This is a genomic window from Ruegeria sp. E8 (assembly GCF_056533985.1).
Window position 1 is genome coordinate 305,659 of record NZ_JBQFOY010000002.1, and the last position, 13,342, is coordinate 319,000.

16 protein-coding genes are annotated in these 13,342 nt (G+C 58.1%); 5 read left to right on the forward strand and 11 right to left on the reverse strand.

What is annotated here, in order from left to right:
- Positions 1-46: 46 nt before the first annotated feature.
- Together ACR0LF_RS05090 and ACR0LF_RS05095 are read left to right on the forward strand one after the other, a co-directional pair.
- The gene (locus tag ACR0LF_RS05090) at positions 47-979 is read left to right on the forward strand and encodes an AEC family transporter (protein ID WP_480575902.1); all 933 of its coding nucleotides are present in this window, start codon (positions 47-49) and stop codon (positions 977-979) included.
- A 61-nt stretch (positions 980-1,040) separates the two neighbouring features.
- The gene (locus ACR0LF_RS05095) at positions 1,041-1,739 is read left to right on the forward strand and encodes a CbiX/SirB N-terminal domain-containing protein (RefSeq protein ID WP_480575905.1); all 699 of its coding nucleotides are present in this window, start codon (positions 1,041-1,043) and stop codon (positions 1,737-1,739) included.
- A gap of 18 nt (positions 1,740-1,757) precedes the next feature.
- Here ACR0LF_RS05095 and ACR0LF_RS05100 read toward each other — a convergent pair whose 3' ends face one another.
- The 5 genes from ACR0LF_RS05100 to ACR0LF_RS05120 all read right to left on the reverse strand — a co-directional run bounded on the left by ACR0LF_RS05100 (position 1,758) and on the right by ACR0LF_RS05120 (position 6,131).
- Entirely contained in the window at positions 1,758-2,750 is a 993-nt protein-coding gene (locus tag ACR0LF_RS05100; protein WP_480575908.1) for a diguanylate cyclase domain-containing protein, read from the reverse strand.
- Positions 2,747-3,334, reverse strand: a complete 588-nt coding sequence (locus tag ACR0LF_RS05105) for a heme NO-binding domain-containing protein (RefSeq protein ID WP_480575911.1) — start codon at positions 3,332-3,334, stop codon at positions 2,747-2,749. Before ACR0LF_RS05105 ends, ACR0LF_RS05100 begins: the two co-directional genes overlap by 4 nt.
- 117 nt (positions 3,335-3,451) lie before the next feature.
- Positions 3,452-5,011, reverse strand: coding sequence for a trimethylamine methyltransferase family protein (locus ACR0LF_RS05110; protein WP_480575914.1), 1,560 nt, complete (start codon positions 5,009-5,011; stop codon positions 3,452-3,454).
- 117 nt (positions 5,012-5,128) lie between these two features.
- Positions 5,129-5,821, reverse strand: coding sequence for an HAD family hydrolase (locus ACR0LF_RS05115; RefSeq protein WP_480575917.1), 693 nt, complete (start codon positions 5,819-5,821; stop codon positions 5,129-5,131).
- A 25-nt stretch (positions 5,822-5,846) separates the two neighbouring features.
- The gene (locus ACR0LF_RS05120) at positions 5,847-6,131 is read right to left on the reverse strand and encodes a DUF3572 domain-containing protein (protein ID WP_480575920.1); all 285 of its coding nucleotides are present in this window, start codon (positions 6,129-6,131) and stop codon (positions 5,847-5,849) included.
- 88 nt (positions 6,132-6,219) lie between these two features.
- Between ACR0LF_RS05120 and ACR0LF_RS05125 the strand changes: the two genes are divergently transcribed.
- Entirely contained in the window at positions 6,220-7,620 is a 1,401-nt protein-coding gene (locus tag ACR0LF_RS05125; RefSeq protein WP_480575924.1) for a diguanylate cyclase, read from the forward strand.
- Positions 7,621-7,625: 5 nt separating this feature from the next.
- Here ACR0LF_RS05125 and ACR0LF_RS05130 read toward each other — a convergent pair whose 3' ends face one another.
- The 4 genes from ACR0LF_RS05130 to ACR0LF_RS05145 are packed head-to-tail and all read right to left on the reverse strand — an operon-like array spanning position 7,626 to position 9,533.
- Positions 7,626-8,099 carry a periplasmic heavy metal sensor gene (locus ACR0LF_RS05130; protein WP_480575927.1) on the reverse strand — a complete coding sequence of 158 codons (474 nt, stop codon included), beginning with the start codon at positions 8,097-8,099 and terminating at the stop codon, positions 7,626-7,628.
- Positions 8,096-8,449: a hypothetical protein gene (locus ACR0LF_RS05135; protein WP_480575930.1), complete on the reverse strand. Its 354-nt coding sequence runs from the start codon at positions 8,447-8,449 to the stop codon at positions 8,096-8,098. The genes ACR0LF_RS05130 and ACR0LF_RS05135 overlap by 4 nt, the downstream gene beginning before the upstream one ends.
- Positions 8,439-9,056 (reverse strand): RNA polymerase sigma factor, encoded by a 618-nt coding sequence (locus ACR0LF_RS05140; protein ID WP_480575933.1) that lies wholly within the window; start codon positions 9,054-9,056, stop codon positions 8,439-8,441. The genes ACR0LF_RS05135 and ACR0LF_RS05140 overlap by 11 nt, the downstream gene beginning before the upstream one ends.
- Before the next feature lie 6 nt (positions 9,057-9,062).
- Entirely contained in the window at positions 9,063-9,533 is a 471-nt protein-coding gene (locus ACR0LF_RS05145; protein WP_480575935.1) for an EF-hand domain-containing protein, read from the reverse strand.
- Between the two features lie 222 nt (positions 9,534-9,755).
- Between ACR0LF_RS05145 and ACR0LF_RS05150 the strand changes: the two genes are divergently transcribed.
- Positions 9,756-10,154 carry a DUF983 domain-containing protein gene (locus ACR0LF_RS05150; protein WP_480575938.1) on the forward strand — a complete coding sequence of 133 codons (399 nt, stop codon included), beginning with the start codon at positions 9,756-9,758 and terminating at the stop codon, positions 10,152-10,154.
- A 25-nt stretch (positions 10,155-10,179) separates the two neighbouring features.
- A complete protein-coding gene (locus ACR0LF_RS05155) occupies positions 10,180-10,881 on the forward strand; it encodes an NUDIX hydrolase (protein WP_480576191.1) in 702 nt (233 codons plus the stop codon).
- Between the two features lie 10 nt (positions 10,882-10,891).
- On the opposite strand, the gene ACR0LF_RS05160 is transcribed toward ACR0LF_RS05155, so the two are convergent.
- Together ACR0LF_RS05160 and ACR0LF_RS05165 are read right to left on the reverse strand one after the other, a co-directional pair.
- Entirely contained in the window at positions 10,892-12,559 is a 1,668-nt protein-coding gene (locus ACR0LF_RS05160; protein WP_480575941.1) for a ribonuclease J, read from the reverse strand.
- On the reverse strand, positions 12,556-13,335 hold the full coding sequence (locus tag ACR0LF_RS05165) for a type III pantothenate kinase (RefSeq protein ID WP_480575944.1): 780 nt from the start codon (positions 13,333-13,335) through the stop codon (positions 12,556-12,558). Before ACR0LF_RS05165 ends, ACR0LF_RS05160 begins: the two co-directional genes overlap by 4 nt.
- Between the last annotated feature and the right edge of the window lie 7 nt (positions 13,336-13,342).

The window sequence follows — 13,342 nt, forward strand, 5'->3', positions numbered from 1 at the left end:
TCCGCGCCCCTCAGATATCGCGGCAAACCTGCCGCACGGGGGCCACATGCTGCAAAGCCTGATCGATGTCATTCTTCCGGTCTTTCTTGTGATCGGTGCCGGGTACGCGGCAACCCGTACAGGGTATTTCAAAGAAGTGCATGTCGATGGGCTGATGAAGTTCACCCAAGGGTTTGCTATTCCCTGCCTGTTGTTTCTGGCCATCGCGCATCTGGACCTCAGCGCCAGTTTCGACCCCCGGCTTCTGGCAAGCTTCTATTCTGCTGCTGCGTTGTGTTTCAGCGCAGGTCTGTTCGGAGCTCGCATAATATTCGGTCGCGATTGGGAAGACTGCGTCGCCATCGGGTTCTGCTGCCTGTTCTCAAACACAGTTCTTTTGGGGCTGCCCATCACCGAGCGCGCCTATGGGCCTGAGAACTTGACGGGCAATTTCGCGATCATCGCCTTCCATTCTCCGTTTTGTTACGGCGTTGGAATTACGGTGATGGAGATTATTCGAAATCGCGGTCATGGCGGCGTGCGCATGGTGCGGTCTGTCTTGTCTGCGATGTTCAAAAACGCACTGATCCTTGGGATCGCACTTGGGTTTCTGGTCAACCTGACTGGCTTCTCTATTCCGGCCGTGGTCGACGAGGCCCTGGGGCTGATCACCCGCGCAGCCCTTCCTGGTGCACTGTTTGCCTTGGGCGGTGTGTTGGTCAAATACAAACCCGAAGGCGACCTGCGCGCCATTGCTTTTGTCTGCTGTATCTCGTTGCTGCTGCACCCTAGCCTTGTGTGGATGTTCGGTAAGTCCACCGGCCTGCCGCAGGATCTGTTCCGTTCGGGTGTTCTGAATGCCGCCATGGCCCCGGGTTTCAACGCCTATATTTTCGCCAATCTTTACGATCGCGCCAAACGGGTTGCGGCCTCGTCCGTCCTGATCGGAACTGCGGCATCCATCCTGACCGTCTGGCTTTGGCTAACCCTTCTGGGCTAACAGTAATGTTGACTTCAGGTCGAGGCGAAACACCTATCGCACAACGCAGCAGGAGATCCGCATGCCACATGCCATTATCGTCGCTCATGGCCAGCCGTCCGATCCTGAACCGGCCGAGGCTGCACTGGCTGCATTTGCCGCCAAGGTCGACGCACTGGCCGAACATGTGACGGTGCAATCGGCAACTCTGGCGGCGCCCGGCGCGTTGGAGACAAAACTGGACAGCCTGCCCGAAAACTCGGTGATCTATCCGCTATTCATGGCAAATGGCTGGTTCGTTACAAGCGCTTTACCCAAGCGCGTTGGCGACCGCGCGGTGCAGATTCTGGATCCGTTAGGCATTGATCCCGACCTGCCCGTTTTGGCGGCGCGCGCGCTGGAAGAGAAATTGGCAGAACTGCATTGGACCGCAGAGTCGACCGATCTTGTGATCGCCGCGCATGGGTCAGGTCGCAGCCGGAACCCCTCGGCTGTAACGATGGAATTTGCCGAACAGCTTGGCGAAAAGATCGCATTCCGATCCATCCGCGTTGGCTTTGTCGAAGAGCCGCCGTCTATTGCCGAAGCCGCGCAAGGTGCCGAGAGCCAGGCACTTTGCCTGCCGTTCTTTGCCTGTACAGGCGGCCATGTTCTGGAAGATGTGCCCGAGGAACTGACGCGCGCCAATTTCACCGGGATTGTGATGCCGGTCGTCGGAGAACTCGCGCCGATCCGACAACAGATCGCAAAGAAGGTGGCTGAAGCCTTCGAATCCGCCTGAGGCCCCGGGTTCCGACGCCTAGGACTGCACGTTGCTCAGCGTCGAATACAAACGATGGCAAGACCGTCCATCCCGTTTTGCCTGATACAACGCCAAATCTGCCGCGTGCAAAATGTCGGCGGCCTTGAGCGTTTGAAACTGAGTAGACAGAGCCGTACCGATACTGGCCGAAACACTGCATTGCTGTTTCTGGAATATCATCGGTTCGGTCAAACGCGCGATCAGACGTCCAGCAATGGACGCCAGAGTGCCTTCCCGCGTCAGGTCCTTGAACACAATCACGAACTCATCCCCGCCGACGCGGGCAACTGTATCGTGGCTGCGTGTCTCCTCTAGCATGACACGCGCTGCCTGCTGCAAGACGTGGTCTCCGGCGGCGTGCCCCAGCCTGTCATTCACGGATTTGAAGAAATCCAAATCCAGATGCATCAGGGCAAAAGTGGAATTGGTCGAGATCAGGTGCCCCAGCAAATGGTCCAACGCTCTGCGGTTCTTCAACCCGGTCAGCGTATCAGTATAAGCCTGTTCTTCCGCAGCAAGCATAGCACCCTGAAGCCTGAGGTTCAGAGAGCGAGACGCCTCCATCGCGGCTGATTTGGCTTCGACCAGATACAAGAGCTCGATCGCCAGATCAGTGCCCGAAAAATCCGCGCTCGTCAGCGCATAATCCCGAACCGCATCCAGAATCGATATACCGAAGGACAAGTTGATGACTGCACCGCCGGAATGCGGCAAGGGGGCGACCAACCCCTTGAGGGTTGTGCGCGGCTCATCTTTGAATTTCAGATGCAGCTTCGCCCCCGCCATCGACATCAGTGCAGGAACGGTCGTGACCGTTCTGGGGCGGATCAATTCGAACACATCCAGAAACCCCTGCCCCACCAGCGGCAGTTCCGGCCGCAGTTTCTGCAGGGTCGGGCCTGCTTGCTGAATGCAGCCACTTGGGTTCACCAAAAGGAACATTGGGCACAGCGTGTCCAAAAGACCGGCCAGTTCTTGAGTGTCTGTCATCCGCTCCGAGCCCCCAGATCAAAATGGCGGCCTTCCGCAAAGGCGCTTTCAATTAAGATGATGGAAATGACGTCGCTATCTTGTGTCTGGCCCTCATGTGACAACATCACCAAGGCGCCATAGTCGTCTGCCATTGCGCGCAAAACACCAACCATGACGCTGGAATAGCCCGGCAGACCGTGATCGCAGTAGAGTTGATATTCCGTAGCTGTAAGCTCTCTCAACTCCAGGGTCGGCAGGTTCAAATCAGACACGGCCAGCCGCACACGATCCGCCAGATCATCCAGAGAATGCAGAAACTCCACATAGCTGACACCACCAAACCTGAGCAGGCGGCGCAAGCCTTCCATATTGGGATGGGACACGAGGTATGTACCCAGGTCCTCAAAAATCTCGGCTTGCGGCCGATTGAGATCAGTACTCAACGCGTCCATAACCCGGACGGTCATGTCATTGTCATAGACAAGCATCGCCTCAAATTCGACAAACCCCAGCCGTGCGGCTTCGGTCACGCGCAACCAGCAGGATTGCCCGTAGGTCGCGCAGACAAAAGACTGTATCGCCCGATTGATCAGACCATGCATCGGATGCCCCAGATTGGTGTCCTTTGCACTGTGGCCTGAAAATCCTTAACAAATAGCCAAAATCCACCCTGAGTTGTAGCGAATGCAACCGAGTATCACTTTGGTATTCGGTTGAAATCAGAAATCCGTAGGCGCGCCACCTTCGGCTTTACGACGCTCGACAAACTCTGCCAGTTCCTCGCGAATACCCTCATCCATCGCGGGTGCCTCAAAGCTCGAGATGATCTCTTTGAACATGTGATGAGCGCGCTCGGCTGTCCAGATGCCACCGGCAACTTCCCACCCTTCGTAATTCTTCCAGTCGCTCAGGAACGGTTGATAGAAAGCCGTGGTGTAGCGGTCCTGCGTGTGCTGAATGCCAAAGAAATGACCGTCATTCCCGACCGCCCGGATTGCGTCCAGCGCGATCTCATCCGGCCCGGTTGCGGTGATTTCCGGATCCATATAGCGTTGAATTTGTTGCAGGATTTCGCAATCCATGATGAACTTTTCCGGGCTGGCTATCAGCCCGCCTTCCAGCCAACCGGCCGCGTGATAGACCATGTTGGTACCCGATTGCACAGACGCCCAGAGCGAGTTCGACGTTTCCCAAATCGACTGCCCGTCCGGCACGTTTGCGGCGCAAACACCCGAAGACCGCATCGGCAAACCGTAGAACCGCGCCATCTGGCCGGTCATCTGGGTCGAGCGCATATACTCCGGCGTCCCAAAGGCAGGCGCACCTGATTTCATGTCCACATTCGAGGTGAATGTGCCAATCACGCAAGGAATACCGGGACGCACATACTGGAAAAGCGCGATTGCGCACAGCGCCTCGGCCAGCGATTGTGCCACGGCCCCTGCCATCGTCACGGGTGCCATCGCCCCTGCCAGTGTAAAGGGCGTGACCACGATCGCCTGCCCCCGCCGCGCCAGCCGCAGACATCCATCGATCATCGGGTGGTCATGTTTCAGAGGTGAAGTCGAATTGATGTTGGTGTACATGCGCGGTGTCGCCTCGAACTCCTCGTGGCTCAAACCGCCCGCGATACGCACCATCTCCATAACATCTTCGACGCGTTCCTTACCAAGCGAGTAGGCATGCATCGCTTTGTCGGTCAGGGTCAGCTTGTCATAGAGCACATCCAAATGGCGGATACTGGCGTGGATATCGACCGGCTCAACCGGATAACCGCCCGCGAAATGGATACAGTTGAAATACTGCGTCAGTTTCAGAAGGTTCCGGCACATCTCACGATTGCCGGGTACCTTTTTTCCGATCTCCATGTCCCAGTAATTCGGCGGGGACGAGACGTTGCCGAACAGAATGTTCTTGCCCCCGATCTCAATCGTACGATCCGGGTTGCGTGGGGTGATGGTAAACTGGCTGGGGGCCTTGGCGATCATCTCCATGACAAAATCGCGGCCCATTCGGACAGTGTCGCCTTCGATGGTACAGCCCGCTTCGCGCAGGATACCAATCGCCTCTTCGTTGTAGAATTCGATCCCGATCTCTTCGAGGATTCGCATGGCCCCGTCATGAATCGCCTCAATCCCGGCCTGATCCAACGGTTCCGTGGGGCGGTCGATATTGACGGGTGGGTTCCAGGGCATCTGATCAATCGCCGCGCTGCCTCTGCGTGCAGCTGCCCCTGCACGCCCTCCGCCACGGCGCTTGCGTGTTGTGGTCTCGGCCATCGGTACCTCCGTTCTTGCTTATACAAGCAAGCCCCGAAGACACGGTTCTGGCCGCTCCGTCTGCGACAGAAAATGTCGGTTTCTTATTTCAAGCCGTCGATTGCCGGCCTAAGCCAATCAGTTTTTCGCCAACCATTCGGGAATATGCCCAATATCCGGCAAGACCACATCCGCCATTGGGGCCAGCGCGTCCGCTTCGGCCAGACCTGTCAGAACACCGATTGTGGTCATCCCGGCAGCCCGCCCCGCCTGCAGGTCATGAAGACTGTCGCCCACCATGGCGATACGCGACGGCTCGACCCCGACATGCGCGGCGAAGGCCAGCAATTGACCCGGCCCCGGCTTGAACCCGTGACCACTGTCATACCCGGCCACAAAGTCGAAATGTCCCCGTATCCCGACGGATTCCAGATGCTGAAGCGCGGGATGCTCGCTGTCATTGGTTGCAACGCCCAGCTTGATCCCGGACTTCTGTAGACCTTCCAAAAACGGAACCAGAGGAACAGCTGGTGACTGCGGAGCTGCAGCAGCCTCGGCATTCATCAGCTCGACGATCTCCTGCAAGGTCAGGGCGTCGACATGCGCGACCAGAACTTCTGCGATCTCTTCGACGGTCGCTGCGATCACAATGCTGTCTTCGAAGTATTTTCCGTTCTCGAAATCATACCCGATCACCTGGCCCAGCTCGGCCGCGCGGGTTTCGTCCCCGTTCGACAGGCGCATCAGTAACGAACGCCCAAAGGCCCCCCACGTGTTTGCAAAATCGAACAGAGTGCCATCTTTATCGAAGACGATTGCATCTATCGGCATCAGGTTCTCCTGCGGATTAGGACGTTCAGGTCCAATGTACGTCGGCGCCGCCGGACAATACCGCCCTTGCCTGGGCGGGAAGATCATAGGCAAGCGAATTGGCGTCACAAAACGCCATGACCCACGAATCGTCAAGCACCAGAAAATCCAGCACCGAGGCCAGAAAATCCGGATCCACTGCCCGGTCGCGCACATCCTCTATCGATGCGCCTGTCGAGCCCAGGAAAACAGGCAAAAGCTCGTCATTGCCCACCAACCAACCCAGGGCTGTCAGAGCAAGGGTTTCGGCGGAATCGGATGAAATCGGCATAAAATGGGCTCATTTCCGGTCTTGGAAAGGGTTTGTTAACCAGACTCATAAACACTTTGTTCACGCATGCAATCAACGGTGAGCAACTATGTCTGTGCAAGGCACTATCCTTGTCCTCGACGGGGTATCAACCAATCGCATCATGCTGAAGGTTCAGCTGACGGCGGCCTGGTATCACGTGGTGCAGGGCGAAAAGCTTGAGGGGTTACCGGCCCTTGTTCGTCGTACGCAACCTGATCTTGTTCTGACAGCACAGACATTGCCGGATGGAACGGCCGCGGACGTGAAGAAGACGATTGCGAAGGAACCCGGCCTTGATGACGTGCCGGTTGTTGCCCTTGCCGCGCAAAATGACCGGGATGCCCGATTGCGGGCGTTGAAGGACGGGCTTGACGATGTGCTGACGCACCCGTTTAAGGACACGTTGCTGCTTGCGCGCATCCGCAGTCTGTTGCGTGCGCGCGCAGCTACTCAGGACCTGCAGGTCAGCAACGGCACGCAACCCATTGGGTTTGCGGAACCGGCACCGGCCTTGCTCAGACCACCCCCAAAGGCACGGGTCGGCCTTCTGACCCATTTCGCCCGAACCGGTACCTTGTGGCACAAGGCCCTGGTTGATCAACGCCAGTTCAATTTGTCCTGGCATCTTCAATCGAACCTTAAGGGCGTTTTGTCCGGTCCCATTCCGGACGCAATTGTGGTCGAGCTGGGCACGCACCCCTCAGGCCTGAACATTCTTGCCGATCTCAGGTCACGCAGCGTGACACGACACACTGTGTTGATTGGGGTGCTGACAGATGAGGACGCCGGGCAAGCATCTGAGGCTCTGGACAAAGGAGCGGATGCTGTTTGCCTGGGCGGTTTTTGTGCGCAGGAGGTTCGGTTGAGGCTGGACAACCAGATCGCCCGCAAGGCGCGGCTTGATCAAATGCGGGTCTCGCTCAGGAAAGGTATTGCAGAATCCTGGATCGACCCTCTGACCGGATTGCACAATCGCCGATACGCCATGCGGGCCCTGGATCAGATCGCGCGGCAATCCGCCAGAACTGGGCGCAGTTTTGCCGTCATGTTGGCCGATTTAGACCATTTCAAAGCGATCAATGACGGCCATGGCCATGCCAGCGGTGATCATGTTCTAACGCAAGCGGCGGAGCGGATGCGAAAGGCCCTGGGGTCCCATGGATTCGTCGCCCGCATCGGGGGCGAAGAATTCATGATTGGCCTGCCGGATGTGTCACCCAAACAGGCGTTGAAACTGGCCGAGACTGTCTGTGACAGCATCTGCCAGTCTCCGTTCCCCCTGCCGGATCAGGGGGCGCAGGTTGATGTAACAGTCAGTATAGGGCTGAAAACGTCTCAGGCAGTGTTTACACCCCAGGACCGTGCCGCCGAACAAGTCGAGAGCTTGATAAAGTCCGCAGACAAAGCGCTTTACGAGGCGAAGAAAGCGGGGCGCAATCAGGTGAGCATCAGGCAAAGCGCGGCCTGAGGGGGTCAATCCCGTTTCTTGTGCCCATGCGGCCCGCGTTTAACGACCTCTTGCAATCTGTCTGCATACGCCTGCCGTTCCTCATCACTCATGGCACTCACGCGTGCCAGCCATTGCGTTTGCAGGGCTTGTTGTAGGTTGGCGGTGGCCTGCGCCTGTTGTTGCAACAGATCCTGAACGGCAACCGGATCAAAGGGAACCGCGCGCAAAGCCTGGCTCAACGCGTCGAAGTCCTGGGTGCGGCCCTTTAACCCTTTTTTGTGCAGGCCCGACAATTCACCCCGCATCGCCCTGCGGTCATCTTTGGGCAGGGCGCGGTACAATGCGGGGCCAAAGCCCGGCGGTGCTTTGGCGTGATCGCCACCTTTGAGGCGCAGCGCCGTTCCAACGGCGATACCGACGATCAGTAGGTTCAAAGCCAATGACACGGCCAGGACAACAGGGATCCACCTGCGTTTTGGCTTGGGATCAGCGTTCATTCCGTGCTCTCCAGAAAACTCGAGTCAAATCCTAGGTCCGCCACAAGAAAGGTCGTCTCTTGCGACGTCAGCAATGTGGCCGGGTCAGGTAGAAATGTTGGTGCAGAAAACCCAATCCAGACACCGGCTGCACTTGCGGCGACAAGCCCGCCGAAGCCCTGCCATCCCCCGACACCGCTGACCATACGATTCCAAATAGAAGGTGTCGGTTGCGGTTCCGATGCAAGGCGAGTGAGGCGGACTGCTTCAGCATCCGTCTGGATACGTACGGCCAGATCATCGGGCAGAGCCGATCGCTGCTGCCGCGCCTGAGCAAACAAATGATCCAGTTCCAGGTCTTCATCCGCCATTGTCATACCCCAGTTCTTCACGTCGTCCGGCCAGAATCGCGGTCAGGCTTCGCTTGCCCCGCGCGGTCAGGCTTTCAACTGCTTCTACCGAAATGCCCATGATCCCGGCAATCTCGGGGTTGGGCAGTTCTTCTATATGGCGCAGCACGACCGCCTGTCGCTGCCGCTCGGGCAATTCCGCCAAAGCCGACTGCAAAGCATCCTTGCGCGCTTCATCCTGCATCCGGTCAACCACGCTGGCCTTACCGTCTTCAGGTTCGGGCACATCCGATAACCTGTCGGGCGTCTTCTTACGCCGAATGTCCACACACAGGTTCAGCGTCACCCGATATAGCCAGGTTGAGACCTTGGCCTGCCCCGGCACCCAATCGGGCGCCATCTGCCATAGCCGCATCATCGCATCCTGCGTCACGTCTTCCGCCTCGGCACGATTGCCCAACATGCGCAGCGCAACCGAATAGCAACGAGGCCCAAGCCGATCCGTCAACACCCGCGCCGCCGCAGCTTCGCCATCAGCAAACCGCCCCAGCAACGCATCGTCGCTGAGCGTGTTCGCGGCGCTATTAGCACCGCGAACTTCTTGTGGGTGGGAGGTCAGGTCCTCCATCCTGCATCAGTTATCGTCAGCGTCCGACTTTTGATGCTTTTTCTTATGGTGCCGTCCCATCCGATCCTTGGCATCGGCAAATTCCTGTTCCGAGATTCCACCACTGTTATCCGCGTCCATCCGGTCAAACATCTTGTCAGCCCGGCGCGGTTTCGGCAACTCATCCTGGCTAAGGAAGCCATCTTTGTTTGCGTCGTTGTTTTCAAACAGCTTGGCAACCCGGTCGCTTGCTTTCTTCTGGGCAGCGGCCTGCATTTCCTCAAGGCTCAGCTGACCGTCCCCATCAGTGTCCGCTTTGGAGAAGCGTGCGTTGCGATGCGCCTCCATCTCCTGTTGCGTCACTTGGCCGTCGCCATCAGCGTCCAGTTCCTGAAACGACACGGGCTCGCGCCCACCTGGACCAGCAGCCAAAACAGAAGTGCCAGTGACTGCAACCGCCGACAGAACGATGGCCGAGATGAATTTCGCGTTTTTCATTTCTGTTTTCCTTTTGTTGATGCGGCCCGAGTGCCGCTGCTCATACCCATTCAAACGGGCCGTGCCGGGTTTTCCGTCGCAGAACCGGAAAATTTTTTTCTGAGGGTTTTCAGGTTGTCGCAATCCGGTTCAATCGGCAGGCGTTGCAAAGCGACGCACCCCCCTTTTAAATTCACCCGATCAGGCCCATTATCCCGCAAAGATTAACGCGCGAGTTATATTATGACGGATCAGACGATCGAGACGACCACCGAAGATGAGCGTGAAACATGGCCTGCCCTGGTCAAGGGGTTTCGGTGCAAATGCCCCAATTGCGGGGAAGGCAAGCTGTTGCACAGCTATCTCAAGGTCAACGATTCCTGCTCGAACTGCGGTCAGGAACTGTTTCATCATCGCGCTGATGACGGGCCAGCTTACCTGACGATTCTGCTGGTCGGCCATTTGCTGGCACCGGCTCTGCACGTGTCCTATGTACACTGGCGGCCGGATCCGTGGACTATGGCCATTGGCTTTTCCATCGGCTGCGTTGCGTTGTCCCTGTACCTTCTGCCACGCCTGAAAGGCGCCGTTGTCGCGTATCAGTGGGCGCGTCGCATGCATGGTTTTGACAAACCTGCGTGACCCGAGCCAGCTGATCGAATTGGACATGACACCCGACAAGACCGCCATCAGAGACGCCGCAACGGTTATTGTGCTGAGGGACAGATGGACCAAGCCGTCGATCCTTATGGGTCAGCGGGGTTCCAAAGCTGCCTTCATGCCCAACAAGTTCGTGTTTCCCGGTGGCGCGGTCGACCCGGCTGATGCAGATGTTCCTTTGGCAACAGCTTTGCCCGATCTGTGCTTTGATCGCTTGTCGGAAAAGGCCGAACCGGGCATGCAACGCGCCCTCGCCGCCGCTGCCATACGCGAGCTATGGGAAGAAACCGGTCTGATCCTGGGCCAACCGGGGACATGGCCGGGTGCAATTCCGGATGATTGGCAGAGTTTTTCCGAATTGGGTTACTTGCCGGCAGCAGCCGCACTACAGTTCGTCTTTCGCGCGGTAACGCCGCCGGGTCGTCCCCGCCGGTTCGATGCCCGGTTTTTTCTGGTCGATGCTGACGCGCTGCAGGGTGATCCGGATGATTTCAGTCACGCCTCGGATGAGCTGTCGCACCTTCAATGGGTGCAGTTGGATCGGGCGCGCGATCTGGATCTGCCATTCATAACCGAGGTGGTTCTGGCAGAAATCGCGGCCCGGGTGACCTCGCCCGAGCCGCCATCATCGGTTCCATTCTACAAGAACGACGAAGAAGCCAATCTGTTCCTGCGTCTCAGGGGCTATCCGATGCCCGAACACGACTGACAGATCGGTTTCACCGCATCCGGCTGACCACCACCGTCACTTCGGGCTTTTTGCCGATTTCCGCTTTGGCCGTCTGCCGAACGATCCGGCGCATTTCGTCTTCCAGCTTGTCGTCATCGCGCAGAGTCTTCGCCGCAGCCCGCATCAGGAACTGGTTCAGATCCTCTTCCAACACTTCGACCAACGCGGCACGAGACGTTCCGGTCTCGGGCAGGCCCATAGTATCGCACCACGGCTCGCCCAGCGGTTCATCCTCTTCGTCCAGAACCACCGTCACGGTGACATGCCCGTTCAAGGCCATGCGGATACGATCCCGCACCACACCGTCCAAAGCGCCGATTTTCACCGAACCGTCCAGATAGGTTCGACCGGTTTCGACGTAATCGACGACCGCAGGAGCATTGCCGCTCAGGTCCAGCATGGTTCCGTTCACCGCCAGCGCTCCGGTTCTGCCGCCCTGTTCCGCCAGTTTTACGTGTTCACGCAGATGCCTGTGCTCACCATGCATAGGGATCACAAACTGCGGATCGATCAGCGCGTGGACCTTCTCAAGGTCGGGCCGGTTCGCATGGCCGGACACGTGATAAAGCCCCGAGCTGTCATCAACCACATCCACGCCCTTCTCGCTGAGCTGGTTCATGATGAAGATCACGCCCCGCTCGTTCCCGGGAATGGTTTTCGAGGAAAACAGGAACAGATCGCCCTCGGCCAGTTCCAGACCGCGGTATTTGCCGCGTGCGAGCTGCGCGCTGGCGGCACGGCGTTCCCCCTGGCTGCCGGTCACGATCAGCATCAGGTTCTGACGTGGCAGGTCCAGCGCTTCTTCCGCGCTGATCACTTTGGGAAAATCCGCAAGAATGCCGGTCTCGGTCGCAGCTTCGATCATCCGGCGCATGGCCCGCCCCAACAGAACGACCGAGCGCCCGGCCCGCTCACCGGCCTCGGCCAGTGTTTTGACCCGCGCGACGTTTGACGCAAAAGTCGTTGCCACAACCATGCCTTCGGCGCTTTCCACCAGCTTGACGATCTCGGGGCCGACTTCGGATTCCGAACGGCCAGGATGGCTGGAAAACACATTTGTACTGTCGCAGACCAACGCCTTGACGCCGGGCTTGGCGACCTCGGCCCACAGATCAGGATCAAACGCCTCGCCCACGACCGGAGCTGCATCCAGCTTGAAATCGCCCGAATGCACAACCCGTCCAGCGGGCGTATCGATGACCAGCGCAGCACTTTCCGGAATCGAGTGCGAAACCGGCAGGAAACCAACCGTGAACGGGCCGACAGAGACCTGCTCGGGCCAGGCGGAAACGGTCGTCACCGCCTCAGCCGGGTGGGCGTGTTCGTCCATCTTGCGGCGCGCAATATTGGCCGTAAAGGCGCGCGCATAGACCGGAGCGCCCAAAGCTTCATAGCAATGCGCCACTGCACCGATATGATCTTCATGCGCATGGGTGATGAAAACACCGTCCAGCCGATCGGCGCGCTCTTTCAGCCACGAAATATCCGCGTAGATCAGGTCAACGCCCGGCGTGGTATCCATATCGGGAAAGGTGACGCCCAAATCCACAAGAATCAGACGTTCCTGCCCCGGTTTACCATAGCCGTACACATAGGCATTCATGCCAATTTCACCCGCGCCACCCAGCGGCAGGTAGATCAATCTTTCACTGCTCATGCGGAGCCACTATCCTTGTTATAGCGATGGATCACAGTCAGACCGTGCATCGTCAGATCATCTTCGATTGCGTCGAACCCCACGTCGGCCTGATCGAACAAGGGGGCCAGCCCTCCGGTTCCAACGACTTTCATCGGCATTCCGTATTCGGCCTTGATCCGGGCGATAAGCCCCTCAATCAGGCCGGAATATCCCCAATACACACCCGATTGGATACAACCAACCGTATTCGTACCGATCACCTTGTCTGGTCGGGTGATATCAATATGCGGCAGCGCCGCAGCCCCCTGATGCAGGGCCTCGAGGCTCAGGTTCACACCCGGAGCGATAATGCCGCCCACATAGGCACCATCGGCCGCGACGACATCGAAATTCGTCGCGGTGCCAAAATCCACCACAACCACATTGCCGCCGTGGCGGTCAAACGCACCGACCGCATTGGCCAATCGATCCGGACCGGGCACTGTCCCTTCATCCACACGCGGCGGGACGGGCAACAGGCAATCGGGTTTGCCCACGACCAGTGGGCGACACCCAAAGAAACGGTCTGCAAAGATACGCAGATTGAACACCACCCGAGGCACGGTCGAAGCTATGATCACATCGGTGATATCCGCCTCAATGCCGTAGTGTTTCACCAGCGTCGAATACCAGGTGAAATATGCGTCAGCCGTACGTGCGTGGTGGGTCGAGGTGCGCAGGGTGCACAGGAACGCCTCACCGTCCCAGATCGAGAAAACGGTATTGGTATTGCCGCAATCAATGGCCAGAAGCATCTGCGCC

What these genes read in the sequence shown, in the direction of transcription:
- ACR0LF_RS05090 (WP_480575902.1), top strand. Translation starts at nt 47, where the DNA reads ATGCTGCAAAGCCTGATCGATGTCATTCTTCCGGTCTTTCTTGTGATC.
- ACR0LF_RS05095 (WP_480575905.1), top strand. Translation starts at nt 1,041, where the DNA reads ATGCCACATGCCATTATCGTCGCTCATGGCCAGCCGTCCGATCCTGAA.
- ACR0LF_RS05100 (WP_480575908.1), bottom strand. Translation starts at nt 2,750, where the DNA reads ATGACAGACACTCAAGAACTGGCCGGTCTTTTGGACACGCTGTGCCCA.
- ACR0LF_RS05105 (WP_480575911.1), bottom strand. Translation starts at nt 3,334, where the DNA reads ATGCATGGTCTGATCAATCGGGCGATACAGTCTTTTGTCTGCGCGACC.
- ACR0LF_RS05110 (WP_480575914.1), bottom strand. Translation starts at nt 5,011, where the DNA reads ATGGCCGAGACCACAACACGCAAGCGCCGTGGCGGAGGGCGTGCAGGG.
- ACR0LF_RS05115 (WP_480575917.1), bottom strand. Translation starts at nt 5,821, where the DNA reads ATGCCGATAGATGCAATCGTCTTCGATAAAGATGGCACTCTGTTCGAT.
- ACR0LF_RS05120 (WP_480575920.1), bottom strand. Translation starts at nt 6,131, where the DNA reads ATGCCGATTTCATCCGATTCCGCCGAAACCCTTGCTCTGACAGCCCTG.
- ACR0LF_RS05125 (WP_480575924.1), top strand. Translation starts at nt 6,220, where the DNA reads ATGTCTGTGCAAGGCACTATCCTTGTCCTCGACGGGGTATCAACCAAT.
- ACR0LF_RS05130 (WP_480575927.1), bottom strand. Translation starts at nt 8,099, where the DNA reads ATGAACGCTGATCCCAAGCCAAAACGCAGGTGGATCCCTGTTGTCCTG.
- ACR0LF_RS05135 (WP_480575930.1), bottom strand. Translation starts at nt 8,449, where the DNA reads ATGGCGGATGAAGACCTGGAACTGGATCATTTGTTTGCTCAGGCGCGG.
- ACR0LF_RS05140 (WP_480575933.1), bottom strand. Translation starts at nt 9,056, where the DNA reads ATGGAGGACCTGACCTCCCACCCACAAGAAGTTCGCGGTGCTAATAGC.
- ACR0LF_RS05145 (WP_480575935.1), bottom strand. Translation starts at nt 9,533, where the DNA reads ATGAAAAACGCGAAATTCATCTCGGCCATCGTTCTGTCGGCGGTTGCA.
- ACR0LF_RS05150 (WP_480575938.1), top strand. Translation starts at nt 9,756, where the DNA reads ATGACGGATCAGACGATCGAGACGACCACCGAAGATGAGCGTGAAACA.
- ACR0LF_RS05155 (WP_480576191.1), top strand. Translation starts at nt 10,180, where the DNA reads ATGACACCCGACAAGACCGCCATCAGAGACGCCGCAACGGTTATTGTG.
- ACR0LF_RS05160 (WP_480575941.1), bottom strand. Translation starts at nt 12,559, where the DNA reads ATGAGCAGTGAAAGATTGATCTACCTGCCGCTGGGTGGCGCGGGTGAA.
- ACR0LF_RS05165 (WP_480575944.1), bottom strand. Translation starts at nt 13,335, where the DNA reads ATGCTTCTGGCCATTGATTGCGGCAATACCAATACCGTTTTCTCGATC.